A 14,764-nucleotide genomic window follows, 5' to 3' on the forward strand; every position below is an offset into this window, starting at 1 on the left:
TTTATCTGCGTGACACAGATTCTTCTCAGCGCAAGTGATCGCGCGGGAAGCCCGACGAAAGGACCTCTGCCATGACCGTTCTCGTCACCGGAAGCCGCGGCCGCGTGGGCTCGGCCCTGCTCGACCTTCTCCACGGCGCCGGCATCAAGGCCAGGGCCGCGTCCAAGAACCCCGCGGATCTCTCACCACCCGACGGCGTGGACACCGTCCGATGCGATCTCTCCGATCCGGCGGACTTCGAGGCCGCGCTCGACGGCGTCGACTCCGTCTTCCTGTACGCCGAGCCCTCGCACATCGACGCCTTCGTCGCCCGGGCCCGGACGGCCGGCGTCCAGCACATCGCCCTGCTCTCCTCCAGCTCCGTCCTCGCCCCCGACGCCGCGGAGAACCCGATCGCCGCCTCGCACCTGACCGTCGAGCGCGCCTTGGCGGCCGCGGCCGCCGACGGGGCCTTCGAGGCGACCCACCTCCAGCCGGGTGCGTTCGCGACGAACGCCCTGCAGTGGTCGTGGGCGATCAGGTCGGGCCGTGCGGTGGAGCTGCCGTACCCCGGGTCGCACGGCGACCCGATCCACGAGCAGGACATCGCGGAGGCCGCCTTCGCCGTCCTGACCGATCCCGGGCTGCGAGGCTCCTCCCATCTGCTGACAGGACCGGAGTCGCTCGACTTCACCGAGCAGCTGGCGATACTCGCCGAGGTGACAGGCCGCCCCGCGGCCTCCGCCGCGGTGACCCCTGAGGAGTGGAAGAGGTCCGTCTCCGCCCACATCCCCGAGCCCTTCGCCGACGCCCTGCTCTCCTACTGGGCCTCGCACGACGGCCGGCCGGTCCCCGTGACGCGGACCGTCGAGGAACTGACCGGACACCCTGCGCGGACCTTCGCCCAATGGGCCGCCGAGCACGCGGAGGCCTTCCGCCCGTAGGCGCGGGTGCGCGGGCGCCCGGCAGGGCCGCCACCGGGCCGAATTCCCTGGCCGCCCCGTGGGCCGCGGTGACATCCTGTCCCCGTGAACGGACCGGAGATCCAGATCAGTTTCGCCCCCGGACTGCGCCTCTTCGTCTCGGCCGAACGGCGCTCGGGACGCACGGCCGTGGCCACCGACGGCGCCTCGACGCTCGGCCATGTCGTGGAGTCGCTCGGCGTGCCGCTGACCGAGACCGGCCGGCTGCTGGTGGACGGGCGTCCGGTGGAGGTGTCCCACATCCCCGCCGCGGGCGAGACGATCGAGGTCGAGGGCGTCGAGCGGCCCCAGCAGGTGCCCGGTGCCCCGCTGCGGTTCCTGCTCGACGTGCATCTGGGCACGCTCGCCCGGCGGTTGCGCCTCCTCGGGGTCGACGCGGCGTACGAAAGCGAGGACATCGGCGACCCGGCGCTCGCGGCGCTCTCCGCGAAGGAGCGGCGCGTGATGCTCTCCCGGGACCGCGGGCTGCTGCGCCGCCGGGAGCTGTGGGCCGGCGCGTATGTCTACAGCGACCAGCCCGACGACCAGCTCCGTGACGTACTGGAGCGGTTCGCGCCGCCCCTGAGGCCGTGGACCCGCTGCACCGCCTGCAACGGACCGCTGACCGACGCCGACAAGGACTCGGTACGCGAGCGCCTGGAGCAGGGCACGGAGAAGACGTACGACGTGTTCGCGCGGTGCACGGAGTGCGAGCGGGTGTACTGGCGCGGCGCGCACCACGCCCGCCTGGAGGCGATCGTCACCGACGCCCTACGGGAGTTCGGCGGCGCGGCCGCGCACTGACCGAGGGCCGTACCGGGCGCGAAGGTCAGTCGAGTTCGCCCTTGCGCAGCCGCTCGACCTGAGCGGCGCTGAGCTCGACCGTCCGTCGCATATGGGCGATGAGCAGGGCGACTTCGGCGTCGCTGTACGCGTCGAACATGGTGCCCCAGGTCGCGTTGAGCCTGCGCCAGAACGCGCCCAGCTCCGCCATCCGCTCCGGCACGGCGGTGACGAGGACGCGCCGCCGGTCCTCGGCGTCGCGCTCGCGCGTGACGTAGCCGGCGCGCTCCAGGCGGTCGACAAGCCGTGTGGCGGAGCCGGTGGTCAGTCCCGTGAGCTCGGCGACCCGGCCGGTGGTCACCGGGCCGGGCTCCAGGGAGAGCAGGTTCAGACACTGCACGTCCGTGGGGTGCAGCCGCAGCTGGTCGGCGACGGCCTGGTTGAACAGCGCGTAGGCGGCCATGTAGCGGCGGGCCTCTTCGTACAGCTCGGTCATGAGGCCGTCACGCCGGGCGGAGCTCTTCTGCGGCATGCAGAAAGTGTACGGAGCAGGCTCCTACGGCTCGGGGGCCGTCAGGTACCTCTGCACGGTCGGTCCGAGCCAGGCGACGATCTCGTCCTGGGTCATCTCGACCGCGGGCGGCAGCCGTAGCACGTAGCGGGCGAGAGCCATGCCGAGGATCTGCGAGGCGACGAGCGCGGCACGGCGCGGCGCCTCGGCGGGGTCGGGGCAGACCCCGAGGGTGATGGGGCCGAGCTGCCCGGCGAAGATCGCCTGCATCCGCTCGGCGCCCGCGGTGTTCGTGACGCCGACCCTCAGCAGCCCGGTCAGCACGTCGTCGCGCTCCCAGCGTTCGAGGAAGTGCCTGACCAGGACCGCTCCGATGTGCTGGGACGGGAGGGCGCCGAGCTGGGGCAGATCCAGTTCGAACTCGGACGCCGCGGCGAACAGCCCCTCCTTGCTGCCGTAGTAGCGCATCACCATCGAGGGGTCGATCCCCGCGTCGCGGGCGATGGCCCGGATCGTGGCGCGGTCGTAGCCGTCGGAGGCGAACCGCTCGCGGGCGGCTTCGAGGATCGCGGCGCGGGTGGCGTCGGAGCGGCGGGCGGTCGTCATGCCAACAACTGTAGGCCAACGGGCGTTGACAGCCCAAAGCGACGGGGTCTACATTTGCCAACAAGCGTTGACCAACACTCGTTGGCCAACGGTCGTGGGCACCACTGTCAGTCAGGAGTGAGTCATGAACCACCCTCTGGACACGGACGTCCTCGTCGCCGGCTCCGGCCCCACCGGAATGCTGCTCGCCGGCGACCTCGCCACCGCGGGCCTCCGCGCCACGGTGATCGAGCGCCGCCCGCACGGCATCAGCAACATGACCCGCGCCTTCGGAGTGCACGCCCGGACCCTGGAGCAGCTCGACGCCCGCGGCCTCGCAGACGAACTGATCGCCACCGGCACCCCCATCACCGAGCTGAAGCTCTTCCGCCGCCTCTCCCTCGACCTCACCCGGCTCCGCTCGCGCTTCCCGTACCTCCTCATCACTCCCCAGTACCAGGTCGAGCGACTCCTCGAACGGCGCGCACTGTCCACCGGTGTGGACTTCCGGTACGGAACGGAACTGCGCGGACTGAGCCAGGACACCGACCACGTCACCGCCGAGGTCACCGGCCCCGACGGCACCCCGACCACCATCCGCGCCCGCTATCTCGTCGGCGCCGACGGCGTGCGCAGCACCGTGCGGACCGCCCTCGGCCTGCCCTTCCCCGGCGAGTCGGTGATCCGCTCCATCGTCCTTGCCGACGTCCGGCTCGCCGAGAAGCCCGAAGGGATGCTCACGGTCAACGGGGTGGGGGACGCCTTCGCCTTCATCGCCCCCTTCGGCGACGGCTGGTACCGCGTCATGGGCTGGGACCGCGACCGCGAGGTCCCCGACAGCGAACCCCTCGACCTGGACGAGGTCCGAGCCATCACCCGCCGCGCCCTCGGCACCGACTTCGGCATGCACGACGCCCGCTGGCTCTCCCGCTTCCACAGCGACGAACGCCAGGCCCCGGCCTACCGCACGGGACGCGTCTTCCTCGCCGGAGACGCCGCTCACGTCCACTCCCCCGCCGGCGGTCAGGGCATGAACACCGGCCTCCAGGACGCCGCCAACCTCTCCTGGAAGCTCGCGGCCGTCCTGCGCGGCGAAGCGCCCGACCCCGAGGCCCTCCTCGACAGCTACCAGTCCGAGCGGCACCCCGTCGGCGCCTCGGTGCTCCGCAGCAGCGGCGCCATCATCCGGCTCGCCATGGCCCGCGGCCCCGTCCGGCTCGCCCTGCGCGCTCTCGCCGCGCACCTCCTCAACCGCGTCCCGGCCGCGTCCGCCAAGGCCATGGGCATGATCAGCGGGATCGGCATCTCCTACGGCCGGGACACCCGGCGCGTCCCCGACCTGAAGCTGCGCGAGGGCAGGCTCTACGAGCTGCTGCGCGAGGGCGAGTTCGTCCTGATCGCCCCCGAGGGGACCACACCCCAGCTGCCGGCGTCCCCCACGACACCGGCCCGGGTGGTACGGGCGACCTGGACCGACCCCGCGCGCCGGACGACACTCCTCGTCCGCCCCGACGGCTACACCTTCTGACGATGCGGCCGCGGCGGGCGGAAGCCGGATCAGAAGACGTACGGGTCCCCGGTGGCCAGGACCAGGACGCGATGGCGGTCGTTCAGGGCGTTCCCGTCGGCGACGCCGTCGGACCAGATCGTCGCGATGTCGACCATCACCTCGTCCGGCGAACCGGCCGTCCGCAGATCGAGCACCAGCTCCTCGACCGCCCCGGCGGCGCGCAGCTCCCCCGTACGGCAGACCACGACCCGCTCACTCGCCCACAGACAGGACGGTGGAAGCACCTGCCCACCCGCCATCGCCTCGGAGAAGGCCAACCGCACCGTCGCCTGGGGCACGTCCGAGGGACCGTGGTTCTCACTCACCAGCCGGACACCCATCCGCCCCTCCCACAAGGACAGATGGCCGTGATGCGCCAGATCGGCCTCAGCCTCGACCCCGACCTCGGCCCCGACGGCGCGGGCCCCCTCGCCCGTACCGACCACCGCCGCGGCCGCCAGCACCACACCGAGAAGGATCCTGCGCATCGCACTCATGCCCAGAAGATACCGACAACACCGCATATATTCTGACTACCTGTCAGTCAGCGTGTCCCATGGCACCCTGACTCCATGCTCATCGCCCGGTCCGCCGCCCTCTTCGCCGTCGCCGCCCTCTTCGAGATCGGCGGAGCCTGGCTCATCTGGCAAGGCGTACGCGAACACCGCGGCTGGATCTGGATCGGCGCAGGCATCGCCGCCCTCGGCATCTACGGCTTCGTCGCCACCCTCCAGCCCGACGCCGAGTTCGGCCGCATCCTCGCCGCCTACGGCGGAGTTTTCGTCGCCGGCTCCCTCGCCTGGGGCATGGTCGCCGACGGCTACCGCCCCGACCGCTGGGACATCACCGGAGCCCTCATCTGCCTGGCCGGCATGGCCGTGATCATGTACGCCCCCCGCGGCCGCTGAGACCCCGGACCTATCCTGACCACGCGATCGACACAATCGACCACATGCGCGAGGAGCACGTCATGACTGCCGCCGGTACCCCCATCGCCGTCGTCACCGGAGCGAGCAGCGGAATCGGCGCGGCCACCGCCAGGCAGCTCGCCGCCGCCGGATACCGCGTGGTCCTCACCGCCCGCCGCAAGGACCGGATCGAGGCGCTGGCCGCCGAGATCGTCGAGGCCGGCCACCAGGCCACCGCCTACGCCCTCGACGTCACCGACCGCGACGCCGTCCAGACCTTCGCGACCGCCTTCCGCACCATCGCCGTCCTCGTCAACAACGCCGGCGGAGCCCTCGGCGCCGACCCCGTCTCCAGCGGCAACCCCGACGACTGGCGCCAGATGTACGAGGTCAACGTCATCGGCACCCTCAACGTCACCCAGGCCCTGCTCCCCGCCCTCACCGAGAGCGGCGACGGCACGGTCGTCGTCCTCTCCTCCACCGCCGGACACGCCACCTACGAAGGCGGCGCCGGCTACGTCGCCGCCAAGAACGGCGCCCGCGTCCTCGCCGAGACCCTCCGCCTGGAGATCGTCGGCACCCCGGTCCGCGTCATCGAGATCGCCCCCGGCATGGTCAAGACGGACGAGTTCGCCACCACCCGCTTCCGCGGCGACACCGAGAAGGCCTCCAAGGTCTACGCGGGCGTGGCCGAACCCCTCACCGCCGACGACGTCGCCGACACCATCACCTGGGCCTGCACCCGCCCCTCCCACGTCAACATCGACCTCCTGGTGGTCCGCCCCCGCGCCCAGGCCTCCAACACCAAGGTCCACCGCGAACTCTGAGCAGCCGGCCGCGACCGGCCGCGACCGGCCCCAGCCGGATCAGCGGACGCAGAGGGGGCCGGTGCCGGGCACCGGCCCCCTCCCTCCGCGCTTCGGCCTCCGCACCACAGGCATCAGCCCTTCACGCAAATGACCTGCTTCAGCTTCGCGACCACCTCGACCAGGTCCCGCTGCTGATCGATGACCTTCTCGATCGGCTTGTACGCACCCGGGATCTCGTCCACGACGCCGGAGTCCTTACGGCACTCCACGCCCCGCGTCTGCTCCTCCAGGTCCCGTGTCGAGAAGCGCCGCTTCGCCGCGCTCCGGCTCATCTTCCGGCCGGCGCCGTGCGAGGCGGAGTTGAAGGACGCCTCGTTGCCGAGCCCCTTCACGATGTACGAGCCGGTGCCCATGGAGCCCGGGATGATCCCGAAGTCGCCGGAGCCGGCCCGGATCGCTCCCTTACGGGTGACCAGCAGGTCCATTCCCTCGTACCGCTCCTCCGCCACGTAGTTGTGGTGGCAGGAGATCACCGGGTCGAAGGTCACCTTCGCCTTGCGGAACTCCCGGCGGACGACCTCCTGGAAGAGCGCCATCATGATCGCGCGGTTGTACTTCGCGTACTCCTGCGCCCAGAACAGGTCGTTGCGGTAGGCCGCCATCTGCGGGGTGTCCGACACGAAGACCGCCAGGTCACGGTCGACGAGCCCCTGGTTGTGCGGCAGCTTCTGCGCCTCGCCGATGTGGTACTCGGCGAGCTCCTTGCCGATGTTCCGCGACCCGGAGTGCAGCATCAGCCAGACCGAACCCGACTCGTCGAGACAGAATTCGATGAAGTGGTTCCCCGATCCGAGCGTTCCCATCTGCTTCTGGGCACGTTCGTGACGGAACTTGACCGACTCCGCGATCCCGTCGAACCGCGACCAGAAGTCGTCCCAGCCCGCCGTCGGGAACTGGAAGAGCCGCGAGGGGTCCACCTCGTCGCGGTGCATCCCGCGGCCCACCGGAATCGCCTGCTCGATCTTCGACCGCAGCCGCGACAGGTCCCCCGGCAGGTCGTTCGCCGTCAGCGACGTCTTGACCGCCGACATCCCGCAACCGATGTCCACGCCCACCGCCGCCGGACAGACCGCACCGTGCATCGCGATGACCGAGCCGACGGTCGCACCCTTGCCGTAATGCACGTCCGGCATCACGGCCAGGCCCTTGATCCACGGCAGCGTGGCCACGTTCTGGAGCTGCTGCATCGCGCCGCCCTCGACCGTGGAAGGATCGGTCCACATCCGGATGGGCACCTTCGCGCCCGGTACCTCTACATACGACATACTTCCTCGATTCCCCACAAAAGCCTGATAACGCAAAAACCGGAACCAAGGCCCGTACAGGTGACAACGGACCGGCATCAACAGCCGTGCGTGCGGTAGACATTGTGTCCACCGGCCGGTATCCGGCGGCAAACAGTTTTCGGGAGAAGGGAGCCTGGGAGCGTGCAGCGACAGGCGTACGTACCCGGTCTGGCAGCGCTCGCCGCAGCGCTCGTCCTCGGACTCACCGGATGCTCCTCCGGAGGCGGGGCCGGAACCGGCGCCGTCGACTCCAAGGCCGGCCCCGCCACCCCCGCCGCGCCCCCCGGCCGCTACCGCACCCTCTTCGAGCCCTGCGGCGCCGTCCCGCAGAACACGCTCCGCGACCTGCTCCCCGGTGCGGCCCAGCTCCCCGACGAGGAGCGGAACGCCGTGTACCGCGGCTCCGCCGCCGTCACCTACGACACCGACCGCCGCGTCGGCTGCAGCTGGAACGCCGACACCCCGGACGCCATGCACCGGCTGCGGCTCGACATCGAGCGGGTCGTCTCCTACGACCCCGCCGTGAGCGACGACGACCGCGCGCAGGAGGTGTTCTCGGGCAAGCAGCTCGCGGCGGACCTCCCCCAGCCGACGCAGCCGCCCCCGCCCACTCAGCCGACCCAGCCCACGCAGAGCCCCAGCCCCTCCGGCGACGCCGGCGGAGGCCCGAGCACGAGCGTGGCGCCGGGCGGCGGGGCGCAGCCCACGGCCTCGGGCACCGAGTCCCCGCAGCAGACCCCCACGGGCGCCCCGACGACCGGTCTGGAACCGCGCGTCCTGCAGGGCCTCGGCCAGATCGCCTTCCTCGACGACGCGCTCAGCGCCGGCGGGGCGAACGGCCGGCATCGCACCGTGAGCGTGGTGTTCCGCACATCCAACGTGGTCGTGACGGTCGAGTACGTGGAACAGACGACCGGCTCCGCGGAGGCCCCGGACAGCCGGGAACTGCAGGAAAAGGCCTTGAACCTGGCCCGTCTGCTCTCCGAACGCCTGGAGGAGTAGCGGCCCCGTCCCGCCCCGGGGCCGTCCGGCGGCCACGCCGCGAGCACTCCGCGACCGCGCCGGGACCACGTAACGTGTCGGCGTACCGTGGCCGCCTGGCCGGACCGTGACCGGACCGTACGACAAGCGACTGAAGGAACCATGCACCGATCAGCCCCGCGACTCACCCGCATACTCGCCTGCGCAGCCGTTCCGGTGATGCTCGTCGTCGCCGGCTGCTCCTCGGACTCCGACAGCGGTTCGGGTACGCCCGACAAGGGCAAGGGTTCGGCCTCCTCGGCCCCCAGCAGCCAGCAGACGACGAAGGCGCCCGAGCCCGCGAAGTTCGCGGAGCTGCCCGAGGTGTGCAAGTCGATCTCCGCGAAGACGACCGAGAGCCTGGTGCCGAAGGCGAAGGCGAAGAACGGTACGGCGGCCGCGTCGAGCGACACGGCGAGCCGTGGCGGCTGCTCGTGGAACGGTCTCGACGACAAGGGTGTGAAGGGCTCGCAGTACCGCTGGCTCGACGTCTCCTTCTACCGCTACGAGTCGGACGCCTCTCTGGGCAGCGGCGAGAAGCGCGCCCAGGAGAACTTCGCCAAGGAGCTCGCCAAGGTCCAGGCGACCGAGGGCGCGAAGAAGCTGAAGACGTCGGAGTCGGCCGGTCTCGGGGACGAGGCGAAGGCCGTCACGTACGAGGTGCGCAAGACGGGCGAGGACTTCACGTACGCCTCGGTCGTGGCGCGTACGGGCAACGTGCTCGTGCTGCTCACGTACAACGGTGCGGGGTACGCCGGTGCCGACGGACCCTCGGACAAGACGGTCCTGGCTGGTGCGCTGAAGGCGTCGAAGGAGGCCGTCGCGGCGGTCGCGGCGGCGAACAAGTAGCCCACGCGGGCCGCGGGCGTCGCGTACACCCGTATTTGCGCATGTTTTCGAGGAGCCTGTCCCTCCCCCGGGGGTCGGGCTCCTCACACGTGTGCCACGCTGTGCCCGCGAGATGTGGATTGACGGGAGGGGATCGCGGGTGGCCGCGGTGCAGCTGACACGCACGCACAAGATACTGATCGGTGTGGTGATCGCCGGTGCGGTGGTCATCGCCGGTATCGGTTTCGCGGGTTCGTACGCCGCTGTGCGTGAGCTCGCCGTGGAGAAGGGCTTCGGCACCTTCTCGTACTTCTTCCCGATCGGTATCGACGCCGGTATCTGTGTGCTCCTGGCACTGGACCTGCTGCTGACCTGGATCCGGATCCCGTTCCCGCTGCTGCGCCAGACGGCGTGGGTGCTGACGGCCGCGACGATCGCGTTCAACGGCGCGGCCGCGTGGCCGGACCCGCTGGGCGTCGGCATGCACGCGGTGATCCCGGTGCTGTTCGTGGTCGCGGTGGAGGCGGCGCGGCACGCGGTGGGCCGAATAGCCGACATCACCGCGGACAAGCACATGGAGGGCGTGCGGCTCACGCGGTGGCTGCTGTCTCCGATACCGACGTTCCGGCTGTGGCGGCGGATGAAGCTGTGGGAGCTGCGCTCGTACGAGCAGGTGATCAAGCTGGAGCAGGACCGGCTGATCTACCAGGCCCGGCTGCAGGCGCGGTTCGGTCGCGCGTGGCGGCGGAAGGCGCCGGTGGAGGCGCTGATGCCGCTGCGGCTGGCGAAGTACGGCGTGCCGCTCGCCGAGACGGCCCCGGCGGGCCTCGCGGCGGCGGGCGTGGAACCGGTTCTGCTCCCTCCCCAGCCCGTGCTGGCGGAGGCGGTACCGGTCGAGGCCGTCCAGCCGCCGGTCGAGCTGGCACCGCAGCCGCAGCTGCCGGCGAACCACGACAGTCCGTGGTTCCAGGCGCAGACGCTCCCGCCGGAGGCTCACGAGACGGCCTACGACCCCCAGTACGTGGAGGGGCTGGAGCCGACCCCGGTGGCGGTTCCGCAGGGCCCCGAGGACTTTCCGGACCCGGGCCCTCGCCAGGAACAGCAGTTCGAGGAGTACGAGGAGTACGTCGATCCGGAGCCGTCCACGGCCGAGTTCGCGGAGGTCGCGTACAAGGCGATGTGGGACTACGTCCAGGAGAACCAGCAGTTCCCGAGCAACGAGGAACTCGACATACTGCTCAGCGACCGGTACGGCACGCGGCACCCTCGCAGCACGTCGCTTCTTCGGCAGGTCACACCGGGCCTGCGGCAGCGCATCCAGCAGGAGGTTGCGGAGAACCACATTCCGTAGCCGCACGCGGGCCGGCCCCGGGCCGGGGCCGGGCCCCGGGTCTCAGGCCTTGGCCCGCTTCTTCGCGGTCTCGCCCCACAGGGCGAGCGCGGCGCCGACGACGGCGAGGGCGAGGTATCCGGCGGTGGGGATGTCCCACCATTTCTGGAGCAGTCCCCAGGGCTTGTCGCCGAAGATCTGCCCGCCCGCGCCGAGTGCGCCCTGCACGAGCGTGATCCATCCGATGACTGCGATGACGTCGTTCTTCATGTCTCCACGGTCTCCCGCGCGGCACCCGGTTTCGTCGTGCCCACGTCGGAATCCCGCCTAGTCCGAAGTGTGGAGGAGTCCGTCGACGGCACCGGACGGCGGGACCGGACACGGCGAAGGGCCGCCACCGAACCCGGTGGCGGCCCTTCGTGCTCTCCGTGCGGCTACGAGCCGAGCAGCTTGCGCACCCGGTCGGCGCCGACCGCGAGCAGCAGCGTCGGCAGGCGCGGCCCGGTCTCGCGGCTGACGAGCAGCTGGTAGAGCAGGGCGAAGAAGGCACGCTGGGCGACCTTCAGTTCCGGGGTCGGCTTGGCCTCGGGGTCGAGACCGGCCATGACCTTCGGGACGCCGTAGACGAGCGTGGTCAGTCCGTCCAGGGACCAGTGCGTGTCCAGGCCCTCCAGGAGGAGGCGCAGGGACTCGCGGCCCTGGTCGTCGAGGGAGCCGAGGAGCTCGGCGTCCGGCTCGTCGCGGACGATCGTGCGCTGGTCGGCCGGGACCTGGGTGGTGATCCAGTTCTCGGCGCGGTCCAGGCGCGGACGGACCTCGTCCAGGCTGGTGACCGGCGTCTCCGGGTCCAGCTCGGTGAGGATCCGCAGGGTCTGCTCGTCGTGGCCGGCGGTGATGTCCATGACCGAGGCCAGCGTGCGGTACGGGAGCGGGCGCGGCGTGCGCGGCAGCTCCCCGGCTGCCGTGCGCGCGGCGCGTGCGTGCGCGGCCGCGTCGGCCGGCAGCACGGAGCCGTCGGCGACCTTGGCCTCCAGCTTGTCCCACTCGTCGTAGAGCCGCTGGATCTCCTGGTCGAAGGCGATCTTGAAGGACTGGTTGGGCTTGCGGCGCGCGTACAGCCAGCGCAGCAGCGGCGCCTCCATGATCTTCAGCGCGTCCGCGGGAGTGGGCACGCCACCGCGCGAGGAGGACATCTTGGCCATGCCGCTGATGCCGACGAAGGCGTACATGGGGCCGATCGGCTGCACGCCGTCGAAGATCTGGCGCACGATCTGGCCGCCGACGACGAACGACGAGCCGGGCGAGGAGTGGTCCACGCCCGAGGGCTCGAAGATCACGCCTTCGTACGCCCAGCGCATCGGCCAGTCGACCTTCCAGACCAGCTTGCCGCGGTTGAACTCGCTCAGCTTGACGGTCTCGGAGAAGCCGCACGCCGTGCAGGTGTAGGCCAGCTCGGTGGTCTCGTCGTCGTACGAGGTGACGGTGGTCAGGTCCTTCTCGCACTGCCCGCAGTAGGGCTTGTACGGGAAGTAGCCGCCGGCGCCGCCGGAGCCGTCGTCCTCGGCGGCCGCGCCCGAGCCCTCCTCGGCCTCCAGCTCCGCCTCGTCGACGGCCTTCTGCGACTGCTTCTTCGGCGCCTTCTTCGTCCGGTACTGGTCGAGGATGGCGTCGATGTCACCGCGGTGCCTCATCGCGTGCAGGATCTGCTCGCGGTACGCGCCCGACGTGTACTGCTCCGTCTGGCTGATCGGGTCGTACTCCACACCCAGCTCGGCGAGCGACTCGACCATGGCGGCCTTGAAGTGCTCCGCCCAGCTCGCGTACGGCGAGCCGGCCGGGGCCGGGACCGAGGTCAGCGGCTTGCCGATGTGCTCGGCCCAGGACTCGTCGACGCCCTCGACGCCGTTCGGCACCTTGCGGTAGCGGTCGTAGTCGTCCCAGGAGATGAGGTGACGGACCTCGTGTCCGCGGCGGCGGATCTCGTCGGCGACCAGGTGCGGGGTCATGACCTCGCGGAGGTTGCCCAGGTGGATCGGGCCGGAGGGGGAGAGTCCGGAGGCGACGACGACCGGTTTGCCAGGCGCACGTCGCTCCGACTCGGCGATGACCTCGTCCGCGAAACGGGAGACCCAGTCGGTCTCGGTGCTGCTCTGAGCCACGGTCGGTACGTCCTTCTTCCTTGGTCCCTCGAAAGCCTTGCAGCCTTACGTCAGTCATTCTCCCAGACGGAACAGTCCACTCCGAGGTTGTCCACAGCGCTGGAGTTGTCCACAGGGAGAAAACACGTTGCCCGCCCATGGGACACTTGACAAGCGATAAAGCCCACCACTGAACCACCGACAGGAACGGAAGCTCATGGCCTCGGTCCCTTCCCTCGCTTCGACCGTGCAGCAGCGTCTCGCGGAAGGTCTCTCGGCAGCCCTGCCGGAGGCCGGTTCCGCCGACCCGCTGCTGCGACGAAGCGACCGGGCCGACTTCCAGGCCAACGGCATCCTGGCCCTCGCCAAGCAGCTCAAGGGCAATCCGCGTGAGCTGGCGACGAAGGTCGTCGACGGCATCCCGGCGAACGACGTGCTGAAGGAGATCGAGGTCTCGGGCCCCGGCTTCCTGAACATCACGGTCACCGACGCGGCGATCGTCAGGACCCTCGCCGCGCGCGCCGCCGACGACCGCCTCGGCGTGCCGTTCGCGGAGGACGCGGGCACGACGGTGATCGACTACGCCCAGCCGAACGTGGCCAAGGAGATGCACGTCGGCCACCTCCGCTCCGCCGTGATCGGCGCCGCGATGGTGGAGATCCTGGAGTTCACGGGCGAGAAGGTGGTCCGCCGCCACCACATCGGCGACTGGGGCACCCAGTTCGGCATGCTCATCCAGTACCTGGAGGAGCACCCGCACGAGCTGGACCACAAGGACGCGCAGGTGTCCGGCGAAGAGGCGATGTCGAACCTCGACCGGCTCTACAAGGCCGCGCGCAAGTTCTTCGACTCCGACGAGGAGTTCAAGACGCGGGCGCGCCGCCGGGTGGTCGACCTCCAGGCCGGTGACCCGCAGACGCTCGCCATGTGGCAGAAGTTCGTCGACGAGTCGAAGATCTACTTCTTCTCCGTCTTCGAGAAGCTGGACATGGACATCCGCGACCCCGACATCGTCGGCGAGTCCGGTTACAACGACATGCTGACCGAGACCTGCCGCATCCTGGAGGAGTCCGGTGTCGCGGTCCGTTCCAACGGCGCGCTCTGTGTCTTCTTCGACGACGTCAAGGGCCCGGACGGCAACCCGACGCCGCTGATCGTCCAGAAGTCCGACGGAGGCTTCGGCTACGCGGCGACGGACCTGTCGGCGATCCGGGACCGGGTGCAGAACCTGAAGGCGACGTCCCTGCTGTACGTGGTCGACGCCCGGCAGTCCCTGCACTTCAAGATGGTCTTCGAGACCGCCCGCCGGGCGGGCTGGCTGAACGAGGACGTGAAGGCCGTCCAGCTCGCCTTCGGCACGGTGCTCGGCAAGGACGGGAAGCCGTTCAAGACCCGTGAGGGCGAGACGGTCCGGCTGGTGGACCTGCTGGACGAGGCGATCGTCCGGGCCGCGTCCGTGGTCCGCGAGAAGGCGCGCGACCTGACCGAGGACGAGATCGCCGAGCGGGGTGCCCAGGTCGGCATCGGCGCGGTGAAGTACGCGGACCTGTCGACCTCGGCGGCGCGGGACTACAAGTTCGACCTGGACCAGATGGTGTCGCTGAACGGCGACACGTCGGTGTACCTCCAGTACGCGTACGCGCGTATCAAGTCGATCTTCGGCAAGGCCGGCGACCGGACTCCGGTCGCCCATCCCGAGCTGGAGCTGGCCCCGGCGGAGCGTGCGCTCGGCCTGCACCTGGACCAGTTCGGCGAGACGGTGGCCGAGGCCGCCGCCGAGTACGCCCCGCACAAGCTCGCCGCGTACCTGTACCAGCTGGCGTCGCTGTACACGACGTTCTACGACCAGTGCCCGGTCATCAAGCCCGAGCCGCCGCAGGAGGTCGCGGAGAACCGTCTGTTCATCTGCGACCTGACGGCCCGGACGCTGCACCAGGGCATGGCCCTGCTGGGCATCCGGACGCCCGAGCGCCTCTGACGTCGCGCCGCCGTACGACGAAGGCCCCGGCACCGTAT

15 protein-coding genes are annotated in these 14,764 nt (G+C 70.5%); 9 read left to right on the plus strand and 6 right to left on the minus strand.

Going from position 1 to position 14,764, the window contains the following annotated elements; genetic code table 11:
* The first annotated feature begins 71 nt into the window (after nucleotides 1-71).
* Together ACF1G2_RS35290 and ACF1G2_RS35295 are read left to right on the plus strand one after the other, a co-directional pair.
* Complete coding sequence (locus tag ACF1G2_RS35290; protein WP_391802251.1) at nucleotides 72-923, plus strand: NAD(P)H-binding protein; 852 nt, start codon at nucleotides 72-74, stop codon at nucleotides 921-923.
* Nucleotides 924-1,007: 84 nt separating this feature from the next.
* Complete coding sequence (locus ACF1G2_RS35295) at nucleotides 1,008-1,745, plus strand: Mut7-C RNAse domain-containing protein (protein ID WP_391802252.1); 738 nt, start codon at nucleotides 1,008-1,010, stop codon at nucleotides 1,743-1,745.
* 25 nt (nucleotides 1,746-1,770) lie between these two features.
* On the opposite strand, the gene ACF1G2_RS35300 is transcribed toward ACF1G2_RS35295, so the two are convergent.
* Together ACF1G2_RS35300 and ACF1G2_RS35305 are read right to left on the minus strand one after the other, a co-directional pair.
* Nucleotides 1,771-2,256: a MarR family winged helix-turn-helix transcriptional regulator gene (locus tag ACF1G2_RS35300; RefSeq protein ID WP_391802253.1), complete on the minus strand. Its 486-nt coding sequence runs from the start codon at nucleotides 2,254-2,256 to the stop codon at nucleotides 1,771-1,773.
* Between the two features lie 24 nt (nucleotides 2,257-2,280).
* A complete protein-coding gene (locus ACF1G2_RS35305) occupies nucleotides 2,281-2,841 on the minus strand; it encodes a TetR family transcriptional regulator (protein WP_391802254.1) in 561 nt (186 codons plus the stop codon).
* A gap of 124 nt (nucleotides 2,842-2,965) precedes the next feature.
* Between ACF1G2_RS35305 and ACF1G2_RS35310 the strand changes: the two genes are divergently transcribed.
* Complete coding sequence (locus ACF1G2_RS35310) at nucleotides 2,966-4,348, plus strand: FAD-dependent monooxygenase (protein ID WP_391802255.1); 1,383 nt, start codon at nucleotides 2,966-2,968, stop codon at nucleotides 4,346-4,348.
* A gap of 29 nt (nucleotides 4,349-4,377) precedes the next feature.
* Here ACF1G2_RS35310 and ACF1G2_RS35315 read toward each other — a convergent pair whose 3' ends face one another.
* Entirely contained in the window at nucleotides 4,378-4,866 is a 489-nt protein-coding gene (locus tag ACF1G2_RS35315) for a hypothetical protein (RefSeq protein WP_391802256.1), read from the minus strand.
* Nucleotides 4,867-4,941: 75 nt separating this feature from the next.
* Between ACF1G2_RS35315 and ACF1G2_RS35320 the strand changes: the two genes are divergently transcribed.
* The gene (locus tag ACF1G2_RS35320; protein ID WP_391802257.1) at nucleotides 4,942-5,277 is read left to right on the plus strand and encodes a YnfA family protein; all 336 of its coding nucleotides are present in this window, start codon (nucleotides 4,942-4,944) and stop codon (nucleotides 5,275-5,277) included.
* A gap of 62 nt (nucleotides 5,278-5,339) precedes the next feature.
* Nucleotides 5,340-6,104 carry an SDR family NAD(P)-dependent oxidoreductase gene (locus ACF1G2_RS35325; protein ID WP_391802281.1) on the plus strand — a complete coding sequence of 255 codons (765 nt, stop codon included), beginning with the start codon at nucleotides 5,340-5,342 and terminating at the stop codon, nucleotides 6,102-6,104.
* Nucleotides 6,105-6,217: 113 nt separating this feature from the next.
* Here the strand turns inward: ACF1G2_RS35325 and ACF1G2_RS35330 are convergent, their stop codons facing one another.
* Complete coding sequence (locus ACF1G2_RS35330) at nucleotides 6,218-7,411, minus strand: RtcB family protein (protein WP_391802258.1); 1,194 nt, start codon at nucleotides 7,409-7,411, stop codon at nucleotides 6,218-6,220.
* A gap of 162 nt (nucleotides 7,412-7,573) precedes the next feature.
* Between ACF1G2_RS35330 and ACF1G2_RS35335 the strand changes: the two genes are divergently transcribed.
* The 3 genes from ACF1G2_RS35335 (at nucleotide 7,574) to ACF1G2_RS35345 (ending at nucleotide 10,631) form a co-directional block, all read left to right on the plus strand.
* Complete coding sequence (locus tag ACF1G2_RS35335) at nucleotides 7,574-8,434, plus strand: DUF3558 domain-containing protein (RefSeq protein WP_391802259.1); 861 nt, start codon at nucleotides 7,574-7,576, stop codon at nucleotides 8,432-8,434.
* A gap of 141 nt (nucleotides 8,435-8,575) precedes the next feature.
* On the plus strand, nucleotides 8,576-9,301 hold the full coding sequence (locus ACF1G2_RS35340) for a DUF3558 domain-containing protein (protein WP_391802260.1): 726 nt from the start codon (nucleotides 8,576-8,578) through the stop codon (nucleotides 9,299-9,301).
* Between the two features lie 139 nt (nucleotides 9,302-9,440).
* Nucleotides 9,441-10,631, plus strand: a complete 1,191-nt coding sequence (locus ACF1G2_RS35345; protein ID WP_391802261.1) for a DUF2637 domain-containing protein — start codon at nucleotides 9,441-9,443, stop codon at nucleotides 10,629-10,631.
* A gap of 42 nt (nucleotides 10,632-10,673) precedes the next feature.
* Here ACF1G2_RS35345 and ACF1G2_RS35350 read toward each other — a convergent pair whose 3' ends face one another.
* Complete coding sequence (locus tag ACF1G2_RS35350; RefSeq protein ID WP_391802262.1) at nucleotides 10,674-10,880, minus strand: hypothetical protein; 207 nt, start codon at nucleotides 10,878-10,880, stop codon at nucleotides 10,674-10,676.
* 164 nt (nucleotides 10,881-11,044) lie between these two features.
* A complete protein-coding gene (lysS, locus tag ACF1G2_RS35355) occupies nucleotides 11,045-12,769 on the minus strand; it encodes a lysine--tRNA ligase (RefSeq protein WP_391802263.1) in 1,725 nt (574 codons plus the stop codon).
* A gap of 196 nt (nucleotides 12,770-12,965) precedes the next feature.
* On the opposite strand from lysS, the gene argS reads away from it, so the two are divergent.
* Entirely contained in the window at nucleotides 12,966-14,726 is a 1,761-nt protein-coding gene (gene argS, locus ACF1G2_RS35360; protein ID WP_391802264.1) for an arginine--tRNA ligase, read from the plus strand.
* Nucleotides 14,727-14,764 lie beyond the last annotated feature (38 nt).

It is taken from the genome of Streptomyces sp. NPDC013457 (assembly GCF_043089925.1).
Classification (GTDB): domain Bacteria; phylum Actinomycetota; class Actinomycetes; order Streptomycetales; family Streptomycetaceae; genus Streptomyces.